Origin of the sequence: Rhizobium sp. RHZ02 (genome assembly GCF_014851575.1) — a bacterium.
In the GTDB taxonomy this organism is placed as follows: domain Bacteria; phylum Pseudomonadota; class Alphaproteobacteria; order Rhizobiales; family Rhizobiaceae; genus Rhizobium; species Rhizobium altiplani.
This window is the reverse complement of record NZ_JACUZX010000006.1, coordinates 24365-47878: the sequence shown is the minus strand read 5'-3', so window position 1 is coordinate 47878 and position 23514 is coordinate 24365. Positions and strand designations below refer to the sequence as shown.

Here is a 23514-nt window from a genome sequence, read left to right as displayed (position 1 = left end):
AAAGGGGCGCCGACGCAATTTGGGCATTCGGCGACCCAGATGGGCGGGGTCTCAACTCCCCCGCCTTCTCAGGAGGTTTTACCTATTTGATATAACCAGCCTTGGTCATTTCGCGGGTCGTCAGCTGCTGCGCACTCTGCAGTGCCTGGTCGACAGAAACCTGTCCTGCAAGAGCTGCGGAGAACTGCTGTCCGACGGCCGTGCCGATGCCCTGGAATTCAGGAATGGCGACAAACTGGACGCCGACATAAGGGACCGGCTTGACGGTCGGCTTTGTCGGGTCAGCCGCGTTGATGCTGTCGAGCGTCATCTTCGCGAAAGGCGCCGCCTTCTGGTAATCCGCGTTCGCATAGAGCGAGGAGCGGGTACCGGGAGGTGCATTCAGCCAGCCTTCCTTCTCGGCGACCAGGTTGGTGTAATCCTTGCTGGTTGCCCAGGCGACGAACTTCTCGGCCGCTTCGACCTTCTGCGAGCCTGCCGGGATGGCGAGGTTCCAGGCCCAGAGCCAGTTGCCGCGCTTGCCAAGGCCCTTGTCCGGAGCCAGAGCGAAGCCGACCTTGTCAGCCACGGTCGATTCCTTCGGGTTGCTGACGAAGGACGCAGCAACGGTCGCGTCGATCCACATGCCGCACTTGCCGGTCTGGAACAGCGCCAGGTTTTCGTTGAAGCCGTTCGACGAAGCACCGGGAGGTCCGGCGTCCTTCATCAGGTTGACGTAGAAGTTCAGCGTGTCCTTCCACTCCGGCTGATCGAACTGCGGCTTCCACTGCTCGTCGAACCAGCGGGCGCCGAAGGAGTTCGACATAGCCGTCAGGAAGGCCATGTTTTCGCCCCAGCCAGCCTTGCCGCGCAGGCAGATGCCGTAGATTTCCTTGTCCTTGTTGGTGATCTTCTTCGCGGCATCCGCGATGAAATCCCAGGTCGGCGCGTCAGGCATCTTCAGGCCGGCGGCGTCGAACAGGTCCTTGCGGTACATGACCATCGAGCTTTCGCCGTAGAACGGCGCTGCGTAGAGCTTGCCGTCGGTGGTCAGGCCGCTGCGGATTGCCGGCAGCAGGTCGTCGGTATCGTAGTTGGCGCCGAGATTGTCGAGTGGCAGCAGCCAACCCTGCTTTGCCCAGATCGGAACTTCATAGGTACCGATCGTCAGAACGTCGTACTGACCGCCCTTGGTTGCGATGTCGGTCGTAACCTTTTGGCGCAGGACGTTTTCTTCGAGCGTTACCCACTCGAGTTCAATACCGGGGTTCTTTGCTTTGAAGTCATCCGTCAGCTTCTGCATCCGGATCATGTCGCCGTTGTTCACGGTCGCGATGGTCAGCGTTTCGGCCGAAGCCATGCCGGCAAACGCCAGTGCTGAGCAGGCGCCCAGCAGGAGAGTTCTCAATGTCATATCTTCCTCCCAGAAGATGAGTGCGAGCATTCGCTTTGCTCATGAGCAATTACTCACCCGCAGGCAAAGAATGTCAATCACCATTCGTTGCTGCATCAGCGAACAATGGTGTTATCTAGCTGATTTTAAAGAAATAAATATTTGCTCATGCCTTGAGCAAATACTCGGCAGTATCCTCATCGGTGATCAGCGCGTTGATCTGATGGCCTATTACAGCAGCCTTGATCGCCTTGAACTTGCGCTTTCCCTTGCCGATTCCGATAACCGTCGACGACTCGCGTGAGGGAATCGAGGCCGAGGCTACCCGCTCGTTGATCGGGTTGTCGAGAAGCTTGCCCTCGCTGTCGAACACCCAGCCGCAGATCTCGCCGACGGCACCGTTGCGCATCAGCTCCATCATCTCGTCTTTCTCGAGAAATCCGTCGACGCAAAGCGGGCCGTCGATGCCGAGCTCGCCGATGCCGACGAACGTCACGTCCGCCTGCGCGCTGATCTCGAGTGTCGAGCGAACGAGCTGCTGGCCATGCAGGGTTTCCCGTTCCGCCGCCGACGTCACGAGAACCGGCAGCGGCATCGGGAAATGCCGCGCCTTCACCGCGTCGGCCATGCTGAAGATGACGTTGTAGTAGGCCGCCGAACCGTCGGGCGCGATGTTGCCGGTCAACGATACGATGCGATGGTTGGGACATTCGATGGCGGGCAGTTGATCGACCGCCGCCTTCAACGTTCTCCCTGTGCCGACCGCCAGCACGATCGGATCCGGCCGCTTCAGCCAGCGCTCGATCTCCGCTGCGGCGGCCTCCGCGATGCCGACCGTCGCCGAACTGGAACCGGGATCGCTCGGGACGACCTCGACATGCTTCAGGTTGAACTTCTTGCGCACCGCATTGGCGAGTTCGAGGCAGGCAGCGATCGGATGGTCAAGCCGCACCTTGATCAGCCGTTCGGCGACCGCGAGCGACACCAGCCGTTGGGCCGACTGCCGGGAAATCCCCATGGAGGAAGCAATCTCATCCTGCGTTCGCCCCGCCACGTAGTAGAGCCATCCCGCACGCGCCGCGTCATCCAGCCGTCCCGAAGTCTCGGATTTTCGTACCATCAAGTCTCTACCATGCTGAAAGGGGCGGCCACCGCCGACGGGAAGATGTACATCGCGCCAAATCAAACCAGAATTCGGGCAAATGTCGAGTGCATTGAGAAATTGCACAGCCTATTTTGGCTTGGAGCTGGAGCCGGGTGCCATCTGCTTGTCATCTTTGTCGATCAAGCCTTGCTTGACCGAAGGTTGAACTGCGAGCTAACTGGCACCGAGGAAAAAACTGTGCGAATTCTGCTGGTTGAAGATGACAGGATGATTGGTGGAGCAGTGCGGGATCACGTCGCCGCTGCCAATCATGCCGTTGACTGGGTGCAAAATCTCGCCGATGCCGAGGCCGCCGCTCGACCTGTCGATTACGGGCTGATCCTTCTCGATCTTCAGCTCCCGGATGGCAGCGGCGTCGAGTTTCTGCGCCGTCTTCGCGAAAGGGGCCTGAAAACGCCCGTCATCATATTAACCGCGCGCGATCAGATCTCGGATCGTATCGACGGACTGAACGCCGGCGCCGATGACTATCTCGTGAAGCCCTTCAATCTGGACGAGCTGGAAGCGCGCATCATGGCCGTCGCGCGCCGCTACGACGCCAATCCGCATCCGGTGATCCGCATTTCCGATATCGAGATCAACCGGCCACTGCATCAGCTCTCCGTGGCCGGCGAGCCGATCATCCTGACGAGCCGCGAGTGGGCGGTGCTCGACCTCCTGACGGCGCGCCCGGGCGCGATCGTTCCAAAGGACCGGATCGAGGAAGCGCTCTATGCATTCGGCTCCGAAATCGAAAGCAATACGGTCGAGGTATATGTGAGCCGCCTGCGCAAGAAAATCGGCAAGGACCGTATCCGCACGGCACGCGGCATCGGCTACACACTCGGATGAAAATGAAACGTGAACGCAGCATCACCGGCCCGTTGATCCTTGCCCTGACGACCGTATTGGTTGTCTCCTGGCTTGCAGCGATCGGCCTGAGTTTCCGCGTGATGCAGCATGAATTCGATGAAATTTTCGACGCTGCCCAGCAGGAGACGACCGAGCGCCTGCTGGCGCTTATCCTAGCCGAGCTGAACCAGGGCACAGATCGCGATCCACGCAACATGGCAATGTTCGACGCTGCCGCCAGACGCGAGTATTTGACCTATCAAGTGCGCGACGCCAGCGGCAAGGTCGTGTTGCATTCGAATGACGCTCCAGCCGAGCCGTTCGACGCGCCGCTGAGCACCGGCTTTCACGATACACCAACGGCCCGGATCTACACCGAAATGGCGGCCGACGGCTCGCTGTTCCTGCAGGTGGCCGACCGGTTCAAGAACCGGAACGAAGCCGCGCGCGAAAGCGCCGTGACGCTGCTTATCCCCCTGGCAGCACTGATTCCCGCCAGCATCTTTGCGATCTGGTTCGTCGTCGGGCGGGCGCTGCGGCCGATTGAGGCGCTCCGGCGAGACATCGGGACGAAGGACAGCGGCAACATGGTTGAGGTCGATGGCCAGAACCTGCCGGTCGAGCTTAGGCCGATCGCTCGATCGGTCAACCTCCTCCTCGGGCGCCTGCGAGCGGCCCTCGAAGCGGAGCGCGAATTCACCGCCAACAGTGCGCATGAGCTGAGAACGCCGATTGCCGGTGCGCTGGCACAGACCCAACGGCTTGCGGAAGAATTGCCGCCCGGCCCAACGCAGGATCGCGTACAGCAGGTCGAAGCCTCATTGGTCAATCTCAGCCGGTTGGCGGAAAAGCTTCTGCAACTGTCACGCGCCGAGGCGGGTATCGGCGGGAGCTCGAGCCCGATCGACCTGCGTCCTGTCCTCGACATGGTCGTCACCGACTTCCAGCGCGACAGCCGTACGAACGGCAGGCTCAAGTATTCTGCTGCGCCCGATGCAAAGCTCGTCCGCAACGCCGACATGGATGCCTTCGGCATCGTCACGCGAAACCTGATCGAGAATGCCCTGATCCATGGCGATCCCGACCTGCCGGTCAATGTCAGTCTCGAAAGTGGCGGCATCATCCGTGTCGTCAACGGCGGGCCACCGATCCGCGAGGCCGAGATGGCGGGCCTGAAGAAGCGCTTCCGCCGCGGCAAGACGACAGCATCCGGTTCGGGCCTCGGGCTCGCCATCGCCGACCGTATCGTCTCCCAGATGGGCGGTACATTGGAATTGCGCTCCCCGCCAGCTGGCGAGAAAGCCGGCTTCGAAGCCAAGATGACCCTGCCTGCCTGACCCGGATTTGGCTTGCAAAACCCGCGGAAGGGTGCGAGCAGACGCAGAGGCCATCCAACCAGCAGAACCCGAATGATCATCTCTTTCGACATCGGCGGCTCCGCCATCAAGGGCGGAGTGGCGCACTCCGAAGCCGACATCACGCCGCTCGGCCGGCGTCCCACCCCCAAGGACGATTTTGCCGCATTCGTCGACACGCTGCGTGCCATCATCGCGGAAACCGGCGAGCAACCGACACGCCTGGCCTTCTCGATCGCCGGCGTCGTCGATCCGGATACGCAGCGGCTGACCTGCGCCAATATTCCCTGTATCCACGGCCGCAACCTCGCCGCTGATCTCGAGGCCGAACTTGGCCTGCCCGTCCTAATTGCAAATGACGCGGATTGTTTCGCTATGGCGGAAGCCGATCTCGGCGCCGGGCGCGGCCACCGCATCGTTCTGGGCGCCATTCTCGGAACCGGCGTCGGCGGTGGCGTCGTCGCAGATGGCCGGCTGATCAATGCCGCGGGCGGCTTTGCTGGCGAATGGGGTCATGGCCCGGCGCTGGCATCTCATGCCGGCAATCCGCCGGTTGCCATTCCGGCCTTTCCCTGCGGCTGCGGCCAGACGGGCTGCGTCGATACGGTCGGCGGCGCCCGCGGCCTCGAGCGGCTGCACAAAACGCTGCATGAAATCGACCTGTCCAGCCAGGAGATCATCGATGATTGGCTGAAGGCTGAGGCCAAGGCGGCTCGCACCATCGATGTCTTCGTCGACCTCGTCGCCTCGCCACTCGCCCTGACGGTGAATATCACGGGTGCCACCATCGTGCCCGTCGGCGGCGGTCTTTCGAATGTCGAAGAGCTGCTTGCGGAGCTGGACAAGGCTGTCCGTCAGCGCATCCTGCGCAAATTCGATCGCCCGCTCGTGGTCCGCAGCGAATGCCGCGTCGAGCCGGGCCTGATCGGCGCCGCACTGCTCGGCTTGAAAGCGGAAGCCGCGGAAACCACGGTCTGACTAACGAAAATGGCGCGGTTCTCACCGCGCCATCGTCTTTCCCGTCATTCGGCCGCCAGGGCCGGCGGGTGCATTTCCTCCGCGTCTTCAGGTGCGTTGCCGTTTGCGACACCGTCCTTGGCCGCAGCTGCTTTCGGCTCCTTGCCGAAGAAGAGGGCGTAAGCGGCGGGCAGCACCAGGATTGTCAGCACCGTCGCGACAAGGATGCCGCCCATCATCGCATAGGCGAGCGGACCCCAGAAAACGCCGCGCGAGATCGGGATCAGCGCCAGGACAGCCGTCAGCGCCGTCAGCATGATCGGGCGGAACCGCCGCACGGCAGCACCGACGATCGCTTCCTGCCTGTTCATCCCCGCCTTGATGTCCTGGTCGATCTGGTCGACGAGGATAATCGAGTTGCGGATGATGATGCCGAGCAGCGCGATGACGCCGAGGATGGCGACAAAGCCGAACGGAGCGCCCGATATCAGCAGGGCCGCAGCCGCACCGATGATCCCGAGCGGACCGGTCGCCAGCACCAGCATCGCCTTGCCGAAGTGCTGCAGCTGCGCCATCAGCAAGAGGACGATGACGACGAGCATGATCGGTGCCTTGGCCGCGATCGAGGCTTGGCTTTCGGCGGAATCTTCCGCGCCACCCTGGATCTCGATCTTGTAACCGGCCGGCAGGCTGTCTCGTAGCGGCTGCATGTCGGCATACATCTTCATAACTACGTCGTTCGACTGGACGCCATCCGGCAATGTTGCACGAACGCTGATCGTCGGCAGACGGTTGCGCCGCCATTCGATCCCCTGCTCCAGAACGGGCACCACCTTGGCAACCTGGGAGACTGGGACGAAGCCGCCGAAGTCCGTCGGCACGTAGACCGAGTTGACGGCCGACAACAGCGAGCGATTGGTTTCCGGCTCACGGGCGACGATCGACACCGTCTCCTCGCCGTCACGGAAATCATCGAGCGGGGCGCCGGAGACAGCCGTTTGCAGCATCTGGCGAACACGCTGCGACGTAACGCCAAGCGCACGGGCACGGTCCTGATCGATCACCAGCTTCATCGCCGGCACCGGCTCCAGCCAGTCGTCGTGGATCGCACCGAGTTGCGGATTGGCTTCAAACTTCGCCTTCACCTCGTCGGCGATTCTGCGGACTTCCTGACGATCCGGTCCCATGATGCGCATCTGCACCGGCCAGCCCGTCGGCGGGCCAAGGAACAGACGATCGACCTTGCCTCTGATATCAGGGAAGTCTTCCGCAAGGATGGTCCGCAGCTTGACAATCAACCGCTCGCGCGCCGGCTCGTCGTTTGCCATGACGAGAAGCTGCGCGAAGTTCGGATTGCGGAGCTGCTGGTCGAGCGGCAGGAAGAAGCGCGGGGCGCCCTCGCCGATGTAGGTGGCGACGAACTTCTTGTCCTTGTCATCCATGATCTTGGCTTCGAGCGCTTTTGCCTGCGTCTCGACTTCCTTGATGCTGGTGCCCTCTGGCAGCCAGAGATCAACAAGGATTTCCGGGCGCGAAGATTGCGGGAAGAAGTTCTGCGGGATGAACTGGAACGCCCAAAGGCTGGTCGCAAAGGTCACCAGCGTCATGGCAATGACGATCATGCGATGGCGCACCGCCCAGCTGACCGTCGCTCTCAGGCGATGATAAAACCGCGTGTCGAAGGCATCGTGATGCTCGCCCGCATGGTGGCGCTGCTTCAGGATCATGTAGCCGAGCCATGGCGTGAAATAGACCGCCACGAACCATGAGACAACCAGCGCAATGCCGACCACGTAGAACAGCGTACGCACATATTCGCCGGCGGTCGACGCCGCAAAGCCGACCGGGATGAAGCCCGCGGTGGTAATCAGCGTGCCGGTCAGCATCGGGAAGGCGGTCGAGGAGTAGGCAAAACTGGCCGCTTCGATCTTTACAAGGCCTTCCTCTAGCTTTCGCTCCATCAGCTCGACGACGATCATGGCATCGTCCACGAGTAGGCCGAGCGCGATGATGAGTGCGCCGAGCGAAATGCGCTGCAGATCGATGCCGAACTCGTACATGATGGCGAAGGTCGCTGCCAGCACGAGCGGGATGGCGATGGCGATAACGAGACCAGAGCGCCAGCCGATCGACAGGAAGGAGACGATCAGCACGATGATCAGGGCCTCGCCAAGCGCATGCATGAACTCGCTGATCGCATCGGTGACGACGTCGGGCTGGTTGGAGATCTGGTCGACGGCGACACCGTAGGGCAGTGATCCCGCGAACCGCTCGTAGGTCGATTCGACATCCTTGCCGACATCGGTGACCTTGAAGCCCTTGGCCATGACGACGCCGACCTGGACGCTTTCATGCCCGTTGAAGCGATACTTGCGCTGATAGGGATCCTCGAGGCCCGAATAGACGGTAGCTATATCGCCAAGACGCGTGACCTGATTGCCGGCCTTTAGCCGCAGTTCGCGGATGTCCTCGGCCTTCGTTACGTCGCCTCCGACGGAAATCCGCACCGAACGTGTGCCGGTGTCGACGGAGCCGGCCGGATCGACGCTGTTCTGTCCCTTGATCGCGTTCTGCAGGTCGAGCACGGTCAGTCCGCGTTCGGCCAGAGCCTTCGAGGATACGTCGATGTAGATCTTCTCTGGCTGATCGCCGATGATGACAGCCTTCTCAACGCCCGGCGTCGTCAGAAGCATGTCACGCGCCTGGATGGCGAATTTCTTCAGCTCCGGATAGCTGTAACCTTCGCCGCTGATCGAATGCAGCGTGATGTAGGTATCGCCGAACTCATCGTTGAAATAGGGTCCAAGCAGCCCTTCGGGCAACTCGCTGGAAATGTCGCCGACCTTCTTGCGCACCTGGTAGAAGGCGTCAGCGACCTGCTGGCTGTTGGTATCGCCCTTCACCTGCAGGGTGATGATGGCGCTGCCGGCCCGCGTGTAGGATTTCACCCAATCGATATGCGGCGTTTCCTGGAGCTTGCGCTCGATCTTGTTGACGACCTGGTCTTCCATCTCCTGGATGGAGGCGCCCGGCCAGATGGCCTGCACGACCATGACGCGGAAGGTGAAGTCCGGGTCTTCCTTCTGGCCCATGCGCATCAAGCCAAGGACGCCGGTGATCAGGATCAGGCCGAACAGGAAGCGTGCAATGCTCGGATGGCCGATCGCCCAGCGTGACAGGTTGAAGGGGCGCTTTTCGGCGTTGGAGTTGTCCATGGTCATAATCCTCTCCTGACCAGGCCTTAACGGATGACGTCGGCGGTTTCGGCCTGCGCCGACTGCTGTTCGGGCAGCTTGACCTTCAGGTTCTCGGCCATGAACTGCGTGCCGGCCGCGACGACGAGGTCGCCGGTTTTCAGGCCGTCGGCGACGTGGACGCCAGCGCCGGTGAAGTCCGTAACCTTGATTTCGCGGGCATGGACGGTCGATGCATTGCGATCGACGATCCAGACGATCTTCTTGCCATCCTTCTCGGCGAGCGCGCTGAGCGGAATGGCGACGTTGGTCTCGGCATTGCCAACGGCGGCCTCGATCGTCGCCGTCATGCCGAGCAGCACGCGATCGTCGTTCGGAAGGCTGACGCGGACCGAGAAGGTGCGCGACTGCGCATCGGCACTGCCGGAAACCTCACGCACCTTGCCATCGAGCACGAGCTTGTTGTCCGACCAGAAGCTGGCCTTGACGGTCTTGCCGGGTTTGAACTGCGCGATGTCGTTCTCCGGAACGGCGATCTGCACTTCCTTCTCGCCATCAAGCGCGACGGTCGCGACAGGCGTGCCAGCCGCGACGACCGCGCCTGTGTCGGCGCTGATCGAGGTAACGATGCCACTACGGTCGGCCTTCAACTCGGTATAGGCGACCTGGTTCCTAGCCTGGTCGACCGACGACGCCGCGGCATCGCGCGTCGAGACGGCCTGATCATAGCTAAGGGCTGCCTGCTCCATCTGCGATTTCGCCGTGACACTCTTGTCGAACAGTTGCTGCGCGCGTTTGTTGGCGAGATCAGCGGTTGCCACGCCCTTTTCGGCGGCGGCGAGGTTCGCCTCGGCGGTCTTGACCGCCAGTTGATAGTCCGTCGGGTCGATTTGGGCGAGCAGATCGCCCGGCTTGACGCGATCGCCGATGTTGACACGGCGGTCGGTGATCTTGCCGGCGACCCGGAAGCCGAGGTTCATCTCGACACGAGCCTTCACTGCACCGGAATAGTCCAGCGCGCGGGTATCGCCGGCCTCGGCAATCTCCACGACCTTTACCGGCCGGATGACCTCTTTCGTCTCGGCTTTCTTCTCGTCGCTGCATCCGGATACGGCAAGTGCGACGGCGCCGAGGAGCGCGAGACTGACTACGGACGGCAACTGAACTCTCTTCAGCGAAATCATCTTTCGCACTCCTGAAATCGGCTATCGGTTGATTTGCGGCCCTTGCCGCGAATTATTTCTTTAGCGCCCTGATCGAGAACTCGACCAGTTCGTCGACGGTGGCGCGGTTGGTCTTGGCAAGACATTGCGCCACCATCTGCGGATGACAGAGGCTGATTGTTGCAGCCCCGAAGCAGCGGGACGCGACATCCGCGTCCTGCTCGGCAAACTCGCCGGCAGCGATCCCCTCACGGATCACTTCGGCGAGCAATTCATGAATACTGTCGATATGCCTTTCGATGACGTGCCAGTCGCGCTCGATGGCGACGATGACCATCTCATGCACTTTTTCCTGATCGAGCATGGTGTCGACCGTAATCTGATACTGGCCCTGCACAAAACGTCGCAGCCGGTCGGAAGCGCTGATCGGCAGGTGGCAGACGTCGTACGCCATCTGGTAGCTGTGAACCAGCATACGGCCACAGATCGCCTGGTGGATCTCCACCTTCGAGGCGAAGAAGCGATAGACGTTGGCCGGCGACATGCCGAGATCACGAGCGATGTCTGCCACCGTCGTCTTCGAATACCCGTAGTGACGGAAAAGCCGCTCGGCAGCGTCGAGAATGCGGGTCACATTCTCCTGGCGCGTTATTTCGATCGTGTTTTCCGCAGCATCGTTAATCAATTTTGCGCACTCACTTACGACTGACGATTTTTGAATTTCGTCAGTCGTAAGACATCATTCGTAATTTGTCAAGGTTTGGCCGCATCTGAGACTCACGGCCGATCTGGTGTAAATAGGATGGGCATCTGCCAACTCTCGCCGTTCCCGCTTATCTGCGCGCGTGGCGAGCACGGAAAATCGCCCCGACGGCTTGGGCCGCAGGGCGCATAGATTCAGTCGATCGAAGCTTGGAAAGATGGACAGGTGACGAAGTGCCGACACCTCGGTGCGGCACTCGGTCTCACCTCAAGGCTCAGGCGAGCTTGACGTCGAGCGAGATCGGGACAGCCGAAAGGGCCTTGGAGACAGGGCATCCGGCCTTGGCCTTGTTGGCGAGCTCGATGAATGTCCTTTCATCGGCATTCGGAACCGTGCCGGTCAGCGTGAGATGGATCGCCGTGATGGCAAAGCCGCTCTCTACGCTCTCGAGCGTCACCTTTGCCGTCGTTTCCATATCGGTCGCCTTGAGACCCGCCTCCTCAAGGATCAGCGACAAGGCCATCGTGAAGCAGCCGGCATGCGCCGCCCCGATCAGTTCCTCCGGATTTGTCCCTGGGATGCCTTCGAAACGGCTCGAAAAGCCGTAGGGATAGTGTTTGAGCGCGCCACTCTGCGTGGAGATCTGCCCCTTGCCGTCCTTCAGTCCACCGGACCACTGCGCTGAACCTGTACGATTGATCTGCATGCCGTCCTCCTGTTTTGGATGAGAGAAAGCGGGCTGTCGCCGCTTCGCCCGATCTACGAGGCAACCCGCCTCTTCGACCGATATAATCCTCTATCGGCAGAAGGCGACAACGCCGTGAAATTTCTTCTGACGGCGCACGGACAGAAGGCGTCAGATCTCGATTCGCGCCGTGTCGAGCGTATAAAGCTCCTGCGCGCGCTTGACGCCACGGAGCGCGTAACGGCCGATGCAGGCCAGCGCGCCGCGTTCGTTCTCCGGGATCGTCGCCGCAAACTCCGACGACATCAGCACGTTGAGATCGACCGATCGGCACATCGAGGCAATCCGGCTGACTTCGTTGACGGCGGGGCCGATGACGGTAAAGTCCAGTCGCTCGCGGCTGCCGATATTGCCATAGAAGACATCACCGATGTGCAGGCCGATATAGACCTCGGTCGTCGGCCGTTCTTCCAGCGCGCGCTCATCGTTCAACGCCTTCAGCTTCTGCCGCAGCAATCGCTCGGCTTGCAGCGACGCAGCACAGGCATCGGCAGGCTCGTCCGCCTTGAAGATCGCCAGGACACCGTCGCCGATCAGCTTCAACACATCGCCACCGGTCTCATGGATCGCGGAAATGACCACATCGCTATAGGCGTTCAGCATCGGCAGGATTTCTTCCGGCGGCGCGGTGTCGGATATTTTCGTATAGTTCAGAAGATCCGAGAACCAGAGAGCCGCCGAGATCCGCTCCGACTTGCCTCGGGTGATTTTGCCTTCCAATACCTGCCGCGCGGCGTCATCGCCAAGATAAACCTCCGCGATGGTCCTCGCGATACGCGCCAGCGCGATACACTTGATCGCAAGGGCCAACACCGGCACCAGCTTCCGCAGAATGATGAGATCGTGATCAGAAAATCCCTCGGGATGGCGGGTCGCGAAATGAGAGAAGAAGCAATCCATCTCGCCGATCGTGCCGGCCTTGGCAAACCGGTGGACCATCGCGACGAAATCGGTGTGGCCCTGCGCCTGCATCGTGTCGAGCATGGCGAAGTCGGCCGGATCGCCAAAACCGATGCGCCGTCTGACCTCGTTCTCCTCTCCCGCCCACAGATAGTAGAAGGCGGAACGTTGCCAGCTCTCCAATGCCGGTCCTTCGCTGGTGGAGCCATACTCGAATTCGGTCTCGATCTCCTCCTGGCTGTCCCAACGGAACGCCCGGCCTTCGTGTACGGGATGCAGTGTGTCCATCAGAGCCATGCCGCGATCGAGCGGCAAGCCACGTTCGCGGCAGGCGTCGCAGAAGCCGGTCAACAGTTCGGCCTCCGACGCGCCCTTGAGCCCCTGCTCCGTCAGCCAGGCCGCAACTGTCCCTATATCGCTGTATTCCATACCGTTTCCCTCGCTCCTGCGAAAGCACTATCGCGATTTTACCGCTAAGGGAAAGGCAAACCTCAATAGTTAGCAGGCATGTTGTAAGGTGTAACAATCTCCAGCGACGACAATGCCGGAGGCGCAATTCCGCCCCTGACAGAACGGCCCATGACGGCGCGAAAGGCCGAGCGGGCATCCGTGCGCAGATCGTGGTGCAAGACGAAGCCGATCTTGCGGTCGGCAAGCAGCGCGCGATTGTCCGCATCGAGATCATGCGCGACGAACACGCGGATCGGCCGCTTCGCCGCCTCGAAGGCGGCCAGCACCGCCTGGTTTCCGCCGCCGATGGAATAGACCGCGTTGATCGCCGGATCCGCCGCGATTGCACGAGCGGCCAGCGTGCCCGTCGCTGCATCCGTTCCGTGGCCTTCGCTGATTTCGATCATCCCAATCTGGGGATAGCGTTCGCGCAGCACGCGGCGAAAGCCCATCTCGCGCTCCTCCTCACCGCGAAATCGACCGCTGGAGAGCGTGACGAGAACCCGCCCGGGCGCGTGGCCGAAATGCTCGCCAATAAGATAGGCTGCAGTCTCACCGGCCGCTCGATTATCAGCGCCCGCGTAAGCACTGCGGGAAGAATTTGGCAGGTCCGTCACCAAAGTGACTACCGGAATGCCGGCGTCCGTTGCGCGGGAAACCGCAGCAGTGACCTCCGGAACATCCGGTGCTTTCAAGACGATGCCGTTCGTGCCGCGCAGCCGGACCCGGTCGAGCAACTGCACCAGCTCTGCCTGCTTCATCACCTCGGCGAAATGGAAGCGGCACCGGAACACCGTCGGCAGAAAGGTGGCGACCTCCGCCTCAAAGGCATCGCGAACGGCGGTGCTGAAGCGGTCCGGCGTTTCCATCACGACATCGATGGCGAGCTTCCGCCCGCTCACCTCGCCGCCGATCTGCTGCTTTTCCAGCTCTGCGATCGCAGCCTGCACCCGCATCATCGTCTGATGCCTGACGCCACTCCTGCCATTGAGAACGCGATCCACCGTCGCTGTGCTCAGCCCGGCCTGGAAGGCGATATCCTTGACGAGAAACCGGTGTGCCACACAATCCGTCTTGATGGTTTTTTGATGGATTCCTGATCTATAACACACCAGTCGGCGGCGTATAGTGCCCTCATCGGAAAGGGAGGAGCACCTGATGAAAACCGACAACCTTCAGAAATTGCGCGCCGATCGCGTCTGGCTGACCGAGGATGCTTGCGATCTCGGCGACTTCCGCAAGCTTGCCGAAAAGACAACGGCTCTCGCCGACTATCCGACGGCCGACGCCGTCGAAAAGAACATTCTGATTTATGATAGCCCCAAGGTCGCTGCAGCGATCGCCAGCGGCCGCAGAGCGGTTCTCGCCGAGATCTGCGAAGCCTTTGGCGACGGCCCGGGCGTCGTCGTTTTCAAGCGCGCCTACAGGGATCCCGGCGTCATCGACCGCGCCAGCGCAATATTCAGCGAGATCATCGAGGAGCAACACCGAACCGCGAGCGGCGGCGGCGATCACTTTGCTAAGCCGGGTGCCAATGACCGCATCTGGAACTCGCTGGAAAAGCACTGCCTCGCCGATCCCGAGAACTTCGCCGAGTACTACGCAAACCCCATCGTCGCGATCGCAAGCGAAGCCTGGCTGGGCCCAAGCTATCAAATGACCGCCCAGGTCAACCGGGTCAATCCGGGTGGCGCGGCACAGTCCGCGCACCGCGACTACCATCTCGGCTTCCAGTCTTCCAAGGTGATCGAGCAATTCCCGGCGCATGTGCACCGGCTCTCGCCGGTGCTGACGCTGCAGGGCGCGATCACTCATTGCGACATGCCGCTCGAAAGCGGTCCAACCCTCTTCCTGCCGCACAGCCAGACCTATGAGCCGGGCTACCTCGCGCTCAAGCGCCAGGAGTTCAAGGACTATTTCGAGACGCATCATGTCCAGCTGCCGCTCGAAAAGGGCGACGTGGTGTTCTTCAATCCGGCGCTGTTCCACGCGGCTGGTACGAACCGCTCGACCGACATCAAGCGCGTCGCTAATCTGCTGCAGGTCTCCTCGGCATTCGGGCGGGCAATGGAGACCGTGAACCGCGAGCGCATGAGCGCCAAGCTGTTCCCGGCTTTGAAGGCCCTGAGGGGCAAGCTGTCCGAAATCGAGATCGGCTATGCCGTTGCCGCCTGCGCCGAGGGCTACTCGTTCCCGACCAACCTCGACCGCGACCCACCGCTTGGTGGCCTCGCGCCGAAGACGCAAGCGCAGCTGATGCACGAGGCGCTGCGGGAGGATTGGGATGACGCGCGGTTCCTCTCGGCACTGGCGCAACAGAGCGAGCGGCGACTAAGCTGACGCATCCGCATTGACGAAATCAGCTCCCGGCGCCTTGGTGCCGGGAGCTTTCGGCATATAGGCCATCATTCAAAGGAGGAGTACATGACAACAAACCACAGCCGCCTCGACGGCAAGATCGCCATCGTAACCGGCGGCACTCAGGGACTCGGGGCAACGATCGCCCGCCTCTTCGCCGAGCGCGGCGCCAAGGGCCTTGTCATCTGCGGCCGCAACGAGCAGAAGGGAAAGGCCAAGGCCCATGAGATCGCTGCCGCCACCAGGGCCAAGGTCGTTTATGTGAAGGCCGACCTTGGCCAGGTCGAGGATGCCAGAAACGTCGTTCAAGTCTGCGACGAGACATTCGGTCGCGTGGATGCCTTGGTGAATGCGGCCGCCATCACCGACCGCGGCACAATTTTGAACACCAGTCCGGAGCTCTTCGACGCCATGTTCGCCGTCAATGTCCGTGCCCCGTTCTTCCTGATGCAGGAGACAGTAAAAGTGATGCGGCGCGAAAAAATCGAGGGTACCATCGTCAATATCGGCTCCATGTCGGCCAAGGCAGGGCAGCCCTTCATTGCCGCCTATTGCGCCTCGAAAGGTGCACTGGAAACCCTGACAAAGAACACCGCCTACGCGCTTCTACGCAACCGCATCCGCGTCAACGGCCTCAATATCGGCTGGATGGCCTCCGAGGGCGAGGACCGCATTCAGCGGGAATATCACGACGCACCGGCTGATTGGCTGGAAAAGGCGACCGCGGCCCAGCCGTTCGGCCGCCTCGTGGATCCCGAGGAAGTGGCGCGTGCCTGCGCCTATCTTTCCTCGCCGGAATCAGGCCTCATGACCGGGTCCGTGATCTGCTTCGACCAGTCGATCTGGGGCGCCTATGACGGCTCGCCGCATCCGGACACAGCCCTCTAAAAAATGCAGAGCCCGGCGCTTTTGCCGGCGCCGGGCTCTGGAACACATGACCGTTTACGTTTACGAAGATCGTCACATCGCTTTGGGAGGAGCTGACCCGTGTCAGAAGATGCGCTCTATGACATTCGTGACGACCGTTTCCGTGGCTTGATCGCCGGCAGCGCCCGGCTGGAAGAACTTTATAGCGGCTGTCGTTGGGCAGAGGGTCCCGTCTGGTTCTCGGACCTCAATTGCCTGATCTGGAGTGATATTCCCAATGAGCGGATGATGCGCTGGGTGCCCGACGGTAGCGTTTCAGTTTTCCGCTCTCCCTCGAATTACGTCAACGGCAACACCCGGGACCGCCAGGGCCGGTTGGTTTCCTGCGAGCACGGCGGCCGCCGCGTGACTCGCACTGAATTCGACGGCCGCATCACGGTGCTGGCCGACAGCTACAAAGGCAAACGCCTGAACTCTCCGAACGACGTCGTCGTGAAATCGGACGGCTCGATCTGGTTCACCGACCCGACCTACGGCATCATGTCCGACTACGAGGGCCATAAGTCCGAGCCCGAACAGGAAACCCGCAACGTCTACCGCATCGACGCATCGACGGGCGAGATCGAAGCTGTTGCCACGGATTTCATTCAGCCCAACGGCCTAGCCTTCGCGCCGGATGAGAAGCAGCTCTACATCGCCGATTCCGGCTCCCGAAACCATGATGTCCCCCGCCACATCCGCGTTTTCGACATCGTGGACGGCAAAAGGCTCGCGAACAGCCGGTATTTCTGCTCGATAGACAGCGGCGTGCCGGATGGGTTCCGTTTCGATGTCAGCGGCAATCTCTGGACCAGCGCTGCCGATGGCGTTCACTGCTTCGCGCCCGACGGCACGCTCCTCGGCAAGATCAAGGTGCCGCAGACGGTCTCGAATATCGCCTTCGGCGGCGTAAAGAAGAACCGACTGTTCATCACCGCCACCCAATCGCTCTATTCGATTTACACCACGACCAACGGCGCCCAATATCCATAGGATAGCATCGCGCGCCACTAGGACGTCAGCGCTGACTACCAGTTAGCCATCTCCAATCCAGAAAGAACCATCGATGCTTGAGTTTCCACGCGCCCTTCAGCAGCGCCAATCTGTTCGCAACGCCTTTTGCATGGGAGCCTGAGATGCGTTCCGTCGTCTCTTTCAACGAGAGCTGGAGTTTCCACGAGGGTTACGGCCAGCGCCTGCTCGGGAGCTTCGATGGCTCAGCGACCGTCAGCCTGCCACACACGGCCGTTGAACTGCCGTTCAACTACTTCGACGAGACAAGCTACCAGCGGGCGTTCACCTACCAAAAGATCCTGCGCTGGATGCCGGAATTCGAGGGCCGTGAGGTCTCGCTTGTCTTCGACGCCGCCATGGCCGATGCCGTCGTCTATTTGAACGGTGAAGAGATCATCGCGCACAAGGATGGCTACACACCGTTCGAGGCGCGCCTCAACGGCAGCCTGGTGGTCGGCGACAATCTGATTACCGTGAAAATCGACGGCAGCGAAAACCCTGAAATCCCGCCCTTCGGCGGCCGCATCGACTACCTGACCTATGCCGGCATTTACCGTGACGTCTGGCTGAAGGTCACGGACCCGGTTTCCATCGCCAACCTGAAGATCGAAACCCACAATGTGTTGGCGGAGGAAAAGTCGGCAAGCGTGCGTGTCGATCTTGCCAATCTGCAACAACTCACCTTCCTGGGCTCGGTATCCGCATCCCTGAAGGATGAGGATGGGCGCGTGCTCGCCACGGCTTCCGCGGAAACGACCGGTGAAGATGTTACTCTCTCTTTCAATGAGCTGACCGGTATATCGCTCTGGGATATCGACAATCCGGCGCTTTACGAAGTCACCGTCGAACTGAAGACAAGTCACGGTTCCGACCGCGTCTCGTCGCACTTCGGCTTCCGCACCGCCGAGTTCACGATCGAAGGCTTTCTTCTCAATGGCCGGCCGCTGAAGCTACGCGGTCTCAATCGCCACCAGGCTTTCCCCTATGTCGGCTATGCCGCTGGCAGATCGGCCCAGGAACGCGACGCCGATATCATGAAATCCGTGCTGAAGTGCAATATCGTCCGCACGTCGCACTATCCGCAATCGAAGTGGTTCCTCGATCGGTGCGATCGCATTGGTCTTCTGGTCTTCGAGGAAATCCCAGGCTGGCAGCATATCGGCGACGTCGAATGGCAGCAGGAATCGATCCGCAACGTGCGGCGCATGATTGAGCGCGACTGGAACCATCCCTCGATCATCATCTGGGGCGTTCGCATCAACGAATCACAGGACAGCCACGATTTCTATGTCGAGACCAACCAACTTGCCCGTGAACTGGACCGTACGCGGCAGACCGGCGGCGTCCGCTACATAACCGACAGCGAACTGCTCGAAGACGTCTACACGATGAACGACTTCATCCTCGGCAACGAGGAACTGCCCGGCAACAACCGCCCGCGCACGGCGCTTCGTCCACAGCAGGAATCCACCGGTCTGTCGTACAAGGTGCCCTACATGATCACCGAGTTTGGTGGCCACATGTATCCCACCAAGATCTACGACCAGGAGGCTCGCCAAGCCGAGCATGTCCGCCGACATCTCGAGGTGCTGAACGCAGCCTATGGCGATCCTGATATCGCGGGTGCGATCGGCTGGTGCATGTTCGACTACAACACCCACAAGGACTTCGGCTCCGGCGACCGCATCTGCTACCACGGCGTCATGGACATGTTCCGCGAGCCGAAGTTTGCCGCCTATGTCTACGCGAGCCAATGCGATCCGTCCGAAGAGGTCGTCATGAAGCCCGTCACCTTCTGGGCTCGCGGCGAGCGCAACATCGGCGGCGTTTTGCCGTTGATCATCCTGACCAACTGCGATGAGGTCGAATTGCGATACGGCGCGGTGACGAAGCGGATCGGCCCGGACCGCGAGAACTATCCGCACCTGCCGCATCCGCCTGTCGTTCTCGACCACCGCCATTTCACGCCGGACGAGCTTGGCACGTGGGGGCTTGAATGGATCGATGGCGAATTCACCGGCTACATTGCGGGCGAGCCGGTTGCCAGGTTGACGCTCGCGGCCGACCCGCTGCCGACAACGCTGCAGGTCGTTGCCGACAGCCCGACTTTAAAGGCCCGGGAGCGCGACACGACCCGCGTCATCATCCGCGCGCTCGATCAGCAGGGACAGCGCCTGCCCTTCATGAATGACAATGTCACCCTGCACGTCGACGGACCGGCGAAGATTGTCGGGCCGGCATCGATTCCGCTACAGGGCGGCACGGCCGGCTTCTGGTTGGAAGCGACAGGACTGACCGGCGCGATCAGCGTACAGGCGAACTGCAGCCGGCTCCCTGCCGTCAAGATCGAACTGACCGCCGTTTGAGCATAATGGCGGTACGCCCGACCTCGCGGGGCGTGCCGTCAGCCGGACCGCGCCGGCTGCACTGACCGGACTGTGCCGTTGTTGTCGACGATGCAAGAGAACTTCTTGCCGCCGGCATCGAGATCGACGCCGAAGGTGCCGTCGGGCAGTTGACGGGAGGCCGTGGGCAGTACCTTGGCGTTCGCGCCGGCAATTCCGGCCGCCGAATTGGCGCAGAGTAGCTGGAGATCCGCCGGTGCGGTCTGCAACGTGGTGCGGGCCATGCTGTCAGGCGCTGGCGGCGTCGGCGGCGTGCAGGCGCCAAGCAACGCCGCGCTCGCCATTGCCGTTATCGCCCAGCCGATCGAAATTCCCCTCGCGATTCTCTGCCCCAAGATCCTGTCCCCCGACTAGCGTTGTTTTCTCCATTTCCGGCGCTTGTGCCGGACCTATTGTCAGACGCCCTTGTAGAGCGCCGCCCCCTGCATCAGCACGATGACCTTGGCGCCAATCTTGATCCGCGAGGCGAGGTCGACGATGTCGTTATTGTTCATACGGATGCAGCCGGAGGAAACGTCGAGACCGATGGTCCAAGGTTCCGCCGTCCCATGGATGCGATAGATGGTGTCCTGGTCGCCTTCGTAGAGGTAGAGCGCCCGGGCACCCAATGGATTTTCCGGTCCGCCCGGCATCCCGGCTGCCCACTTGGCCGCGTTCGGGTCACGCGCCACCATTTCGGCCGGTGGTGTCCAGGTCGGCCATTCCGCTGTCCGGCCCACACGCACGATCCCGGCCCAACCGAAGCCTTCGCGCCCGACGCCGATACCGTAGCGGATGGCCTGCCCGCCAGGCTGGGTGAGGTAGAGGAAATGCTGGTTGCCGTCGATGATGATCGTTCCTGGCGGCTCCGCGGTCCTGAAGGTCACGGTCTGCATCCGGAATGCTTCCGGCGGTTGGTTGTTGCGCGCGTAGTACTGGCGAGCTTTCTTCTTGTCGTAGTCGACCCAAGTGTGCGTCTTGGAGTCATAGATCTGTGTCTGAGCCCAGGCAGCCAGGGGGCCGAGGCAGGCTGCCGCAGCAAGCAGAGCCAAAGTCAGCTTGCGCGGCCGGATGGCCTCTTTCCTCTTCACCGGAAATTTGCAGCGTGCCGTCATTGCTTAGCCCACCCATCCACGCGCTTTGCGTTGTCGGCGACCCATTTTTTCGCGTAGTCGAGCGGCGGTATGCGGTCGACTTCAAGCGCATAGCTCATCGCCGTCGCCTCCTCCGGCGTCAGATCGACTTTTTCCAGAAACGCCGCGATCTCGGGGCGTTTCTTGGCGAAAGCGGCGCCGTATCCGATGCGGAAGTTGGCTGTATCCCAGGCCGTCGATGCGGAGGACTTGGTGACCCAGAGCGGATCACTGGGACCGACGAGCTTCCACTTGCTGGCATCATGCGGGGGCTCGGTAAGGCGGACGATCCTGTGCAGGTCAAAGATGAAGTGCGGCGCGTAGCAGGCAAAGACAAGCGGCTGGTTTGTTGCGATCGCGATATCCAGCCCCGCCATGGCGACTTCTTCTTCCGACTCGACCAGCGTCAGGTTCTTGGCGTAGCCGTAGGTGTTTGCCCGCACCCGCTCGATCCCCGTCGAAGCCCAGGTCGGCGCGCCGAGCCACAGCTCGCCCTTGCCGTCACCATCAGTGTCGAGAATCTTTGTTTTCTCCGGATCGCTGAGATCCGCGATCGACTTCAGCCCCTTTTCGGCGGCAGCCGGCGTCGCGCAGATGCCCTGCCATGCCGGCACGCCATGCTTGGCGAGAACCACGGCACCCTTTTCCGTGACAAAGGTTTTGATGACATCTTCGAGGTTCGGCTGCCAGACCTCCGGCTGGATGTCCACCGTGCCTTTCTCCATGCCATTGAACGCAAGTAGCGTCCCGAGCTCCTGCACATCGGCATTGAGCCCGAATTCCTTGGCAATGCTGACCTTGAGAATATTCGCCGTCGCCTGCCCGGAAGGCCAGTTCGGCATCGCGATCACGAGATCGGCGGCGAAGGCGGCACTACTCATCGCAAGCGCTGCGGCGAGAATGGATGAGAAGAGCCCTGAACATGCTACGCACTTCGTCATGCTTGCCCCCAAACATGCGAGAAAGGATCGTAGAAATGCACGTCACATCTTGCAGGCGAACATGCATAAAGCATTTGCATGCGTCAAGTCGAATTGACGTTCGCACCCGGTCCTAGCGAAGGCAGTTTTCGTCTGCCCAAGCCTTGACGCTCGCTGCCATCGTGGCGAGATGATCGGCGACGGAGAAGCCGGATATCTTCTTGCGCGGCGCGAGATCGTGGTCGCCATCCTCGAGCCAACGCAATGATATTGCGGGGGAAAGCGGATAGGTCTCGACCTCCTCGCGCGTACCGAATTCGTCGCGCGTCCCCTGGCAGATAAGCGTCGGTGAACGCAGGTTTCTCAGATGCGCGGTGCGCAGCTGTTGCGGCTTGCCGGGTGGATGAAAAGGATAGCCAATGCACAACAATCCACAGATCGCGCCTTGGTCATATAGCTCGTCGGCAATTATGCTGGCCACTCGTCCGCCCATGGATTTGCCGCCGATGATGAGCGGCCCGCTGCTCGCGACCTCCTTTACCGCCTCCATGTATTCGGGGATGAGGGTCTCGGCTTTCGGCGGCGGTTTTCTTGCATCCGACGTCCGCCGCGCCGCCATGTAGGCGAACTCGAAGCGCGCGATCCGGAAGCCTTTACCGACAAGCGCCTCGGAAGCCGCCGTCATGGACTTCGAGTCCATCGGTGCGCCGGCACCGTGGGCAAGCAGGATGGTGGCTGGGGGATTGTCCGGGCCGGTGATCAGAAACGTCTCGCTCATCGCGATGTCATAGCGCAATGAGCGAAGCCTCACCATATCGGACGTGCAAGGTGATAGCCGGTCAATGGAATTTCGGCATGTCGGGAAGCGCCGAGAATTCTTCGCTGATCATTTCGCTCATGGCGACCAGGATCTCCTTGCGGGAGAAGCCCGACCGTTCGAGTTGCAGGATCATTTGGTCGAGATCCAGTTCGAGCTGACCGCGACAGCAGGCCACCCGATCGGCAGAAACGAGGAGAACTTCTTCAAGAATTAGCATCGCTTCGCTCCTAATTTCCAGAAGCAACCTGCGACTGCGCTAAATGTTCCAGGGACCGCCAGCAACATTTCCTGAACGGCGACTGCGGGATTTTATTACAGATTACTAATTAATATGCGGTCGACGCCCCTTCGATCACCAAATGTCCATGCCGCACTTGGCGGCTTCCCCCCAGGGGCCGTTTCAACTCTGTCTGCCGAGCACATGCACTGGGACAAGATCAGCCAGTGGCCCACGGCGTAATATACCGTATACTACCTCATCCCCTGTGTATTTTACTGCCTTGACGCCCGTACTCATCTTATCCTTTGGAAAACTCGGAGGACATGGCGATGACTGCAAACGAGACGACCCCTCAGTCGATGACCAGTGCCGAAGATCTGCGCAAGCGTGCCCTTGAACTTCAGCTTGCGGAGATGGAACGCGACGACAAGATAAAGGCCCGCGAGGCGACGAAACATGCAGAGTTCGTCGAGGATTTTTTCCAGAAGCATATCGGCGAGACAGAGCGGGCGGTCATCAAACGGCTGGTGATGAAAGCCGCCGCGGACGGAAAATACGAAGCGATGGTCTACAGCTTCCCGTCGAGCCTCTGCTCGGATGGCGGTCGACACATCAACAACAACCTGCCCGGCTGGCAGAATACCCTCCAGGGCAAGGCAAGGGAACTTTACGATCTCTTCGAGACGGCGGCCAAGCCCCAGGGCTATGGGCTGAAGGCGGTGATCATCAATTTTCCGGGGGGCATCCCCGGCGACGTCGGCTTCTACCTGACCTGGGAGCCGCCCGTCGAATAATTCGGAGCGGAAAGCGCGCGATACCGGCCGACAGGGTTTGCGAACGTCCTGCGCTTTGCGGGGTAAGCGGGGAGAAGCTTGGCCCTCCGCGCCAACGGAGCACGCGATGCCACGGTGCGCCAAGACGGCA

At 61.1% G+C, this 23514-nt stretch carries 21 protein-coding genes; 8 read left to right on the top strand and 13 right to left on the bottom strand.

Features of this window, described 5'->3' with window-relative positions; genetic code table 11:
* Nucleotides 1-82 precede the first annotated feature (82 nt).
* The gene (locus tag IB244_RS12180) at nt 83-1393 is read right to left on the bottom strand and encodes an ABC transporter substrate-binding protein (protein ID WP_026371702.1); all 1311 of its coding nucleotides are present in this window, start codon (nt 1391-1393) and stop codon (nt 83-85) included.
* A 145-nt stretch (nt 1394-1538) separates the two neighbouring features.
* The gene (locus IB244_RS12175) at nt 1539-2492 is read right to left on the bottom strand and encodes a sugar-binding transcriptional regulator (RefSeq protein WP_025658845.1); all 954 of its coding nucleotides are present in this window, start codon (nt 2490-2492) and stop codon (nt 1539-1541) included.
* A gap of 222 nt (nt 2493-2714) precedes the next feature.
* On the opposite strand from IB244_RS12175, the gene IB244_RS12170 reads away from it, so the two are divergent.
* The 3 genes from IB244_RS12170 (at nt 2715) to IB244_RS12160 (ending at nt 5701) form a co-directional block, all read left to right on the top strand.
* Nucleotides 2715-3368 (top strand): response regulator, encoded by a 654-nt coding sequence (locus tag IB244_RS12170; protein WP_192304368.1) that lies wholly within the window; start codon nt 2715-2717, stop codon nt 3366-3368.
* 2 nt (nt 3369-3370) lie between these two features.
* Nucleotides 3371-4705: an ATP-binding protein gene (locus tag IB244_RS12165; protein ID WP_025658843.1), complete on the top strand. Its 1335-nt coding sequence runs from the start codon at nt 3371-3373 to the stop codon at nt 4703-4705.
* Nucleotides 4706-4777: 72 nt separating this feature from the next.
* Complete coding sequence (locus tag IB244_RS12160; RefSeq protein ID WP_018856474.1) at nt 4778-5701, top strand: ROK family protein; 924 nt, start codon at nt 4778-4780, stop codon at nt 5699-5701.
* Between the two features lie 44 nt (nt 5702-5745).
* Here IB244_RS12160 and IB244_RS12155 read toward each other — a convergent pair whose 3' ends face one another.
* The 6 genes from IB244_RS12155 to IB244_RS12130 all read right to left on the bottom strand — a co-directional run bounded on the left by IB244_RS12155 (nt 5746) and on the right by IB244_RS12130 (nt 13899).
* The gene (locus IB244_RS12155) at nt 5746-8895 is read right to left on the bottom strand and encodes an efflux RND transporter permease subunit (RefSeq protein ID WP_192304459.1); all 3150 of its coding nucleotides are present in this window, start codon (nt 8893-8895) and stop codon (nt 5746-5748) included.
* Between the two features lie 26 nt (nt 8896-8921).
* Nucleotides 8922-10058 (bottom strand): efflux RND transporter periplasmic adaptor subunit, encoded by a 1137-nt coding sequence (locus tag IB244_RS12150; RefSeq protein WP_192304366.1) that lies wholly within the window; start codon nt 10056-10058, stop codon nt 8922-8924.
* Between the two features lie 52 nt (nt 10059-10110).
* The gene (locus IB244_RS12145; protein WP_113472061.1) at nt 10111-10719 is read right to left on the bottom strand and encodes a TetR family transcriptional regulator; all 609 of its coding nucleotides are present in this window, start codon (nt 10717-10719) and stop codon (nt 10111-10113) included.
* Nucleotides 10720-11014: 295 nt separating this feature from the next.
* Nucleotides 11015-11446: an OsmC family protein gene (locus tag IB244_RS12140; protein WP_018856470.1), complete on the bottom strand. Its 432-nt coding sequence runs from the start codon at nt 11444-11446 to the stop codon at nt 11015-11017.
* Nucleotides 11447-11596: 150 nt separating this feature from the next.
* Nucleotides 11597-12814, bottom strand: coding sequence for an adenylate/guanylate cyclase domain-containing protein (locus IB244_RS12135; protein WP_113472049.1), 1218 nt, complete (start codon nt 12812-12814; stop codon nt 11597-11599).
* Between the two features lie 62 nt (nt 12815-12876).
* Nucleotides 12877-13899, bottom strand: a complete 1023-nt coding sequence (locus tag IB244_RS12130) for a LacI family DNA-binding transcriptional regulator (RefSeq protein ID WP_192304364.1) — start codon at nt 13897-13899, stop codon at nt 12877-12879.
* A 94-nt stretch (nt 13900-13993) separates the two neighbouring features.
* Here IB244_RS12130 and IB244_RS12125 point away from each other — a divergent pair, with 94 nt between their 5' ends.
* From IB244_RS12125 to IB244_RS12110, 4 genes are all read left to right on the top strand, one after another.
* Nucleotides 13994-15175 carry a phytanoyl-CoA dioxygenase family protein gene (locus IB244_RS12125; protein WP_192304362.1) on the top strand — a complete coding sequence of 394 codons (1182 nt, stop codon included), beginning with the start codon at nt 13994-13996 and terminating at the stop codon, nt 15173-15175.
* A gap of 84 nt (nt 15176-15259) precedes the next feature.
* Nucleotides 15260-16081 (top strand): SDR family oxidoreductase, encoded by an 822-nt coding sequence (locus IB244_RS12120; RefSeq protein ID WP_192304360.1) that lies wholly within the window; start codon nt 15260-15262, stop codon nt 16079-16081.
* 99 nt (nt 16082-16180) lie between these two features.
* The gene (locus IB244_RS12115) at nt 16181-17092 is read left to right on the top strand and encodes an SMP-30/gluconolactonase/LRE family protein (protein WP_169682937.1); all 912 of its coding nucleotides are present in this window, start codon (nt 16181-16183) and stop codon (nt 17090-17092) included.
* 143 nt (nt 17093-17235) lie between these two features.
* On the top strand, nt 17236-19479 hold the full coding sequence (locus tag IB244_RS12110) for a glycoside hydrolase family 2 protein (RefSeq protein ID WP_192304358.1): 2244 nt from the start codon (nt 17236-17238) through the stop codon (nt 19477-19479).
* 38 nt (nt 19480-19517) lie between these two features.
* On the opposite strand, the gene IB244_RS12105 is transcribed toward IB244_RS12110, so the two are convergent.
* The 5 genes from IB244_RS12105 to IB244_RS12085 all read right to left on the bottom strand — a co-directional run bounded on the left by IB244_RS12105 (nt 19518) and on the right by IB244_RS12085 (nt 22587).
* Nucleotides 19518-19802, bottom strand: coding sequence for a hypothetical protein (locus IB244_RS12105; protein ID WP_082728634.1), 285 nt, complete (start codon nt 19800-19802; stop codon nt 19518-19520).
* 111 nt (nt 19803-19913) lie between these two features.
* Entirely contained in the window at nt 19914-20612 is a 699-nt protein-coding gene (locus IB244_RS12100; RefSeq protein WP_025658833.1) for a L,D-transpeptidase, read from the bottom strand.
* Complete coding sequence (locus IB244_RS12095; RefSeq protein ID WP_025658832.1) at nt 20609-21571, bottom strand: glycine betaine ABC transporter substrate-binding protein; 963 nt, start codon at nt 21569-21571, stop codon at nt 20609-20611. Before IB244_RS12095 ends, IB244_RS12100 begins: the two co-directional genes overlap by 4 nt.
* A gap of 112 nt (nt 21572-21683) precedes the next feature.
* On the bottom strand, nt 21684-22328 hold the full coding sequence (locus tag IB244_RS12090) for an alpha/beta family hydrolase (RefSeq protein WP_113472063.1): 645 nt from the start codon (nt 22326-22328) through the stop codon (nt 21684-21686).
* Between the two features lie 61 nt (nt 22329-22389).
* The gene (locus IB244_RS12085; protein ID WP_018856458.1) at nt 22390-22587 is read right to left on the bottom strand and encodes a hypothetical protein; all 198 of its coding nucleotides are present in this window, start codon (nt 22585-22587) and stop codon (nt 22390-22392) included.
* Between the two features lie 332 nt (nt 22588-22919).
* Here IB244_RS12085 and IB244_RS12080 point away from each other — a divergent pair, with 332 nt between their 5' ends.
* A complete protein-coding gene (locus IB244_RS12080; protein ID WP_026371699.1) occupies nt 22920-23384 on the top strand; it encodes a hypothetical protein in 465 nt (154 codons plus the stop codon).
* Nucleotides 23385-23514: the final 130 nt, after the last annotated feature.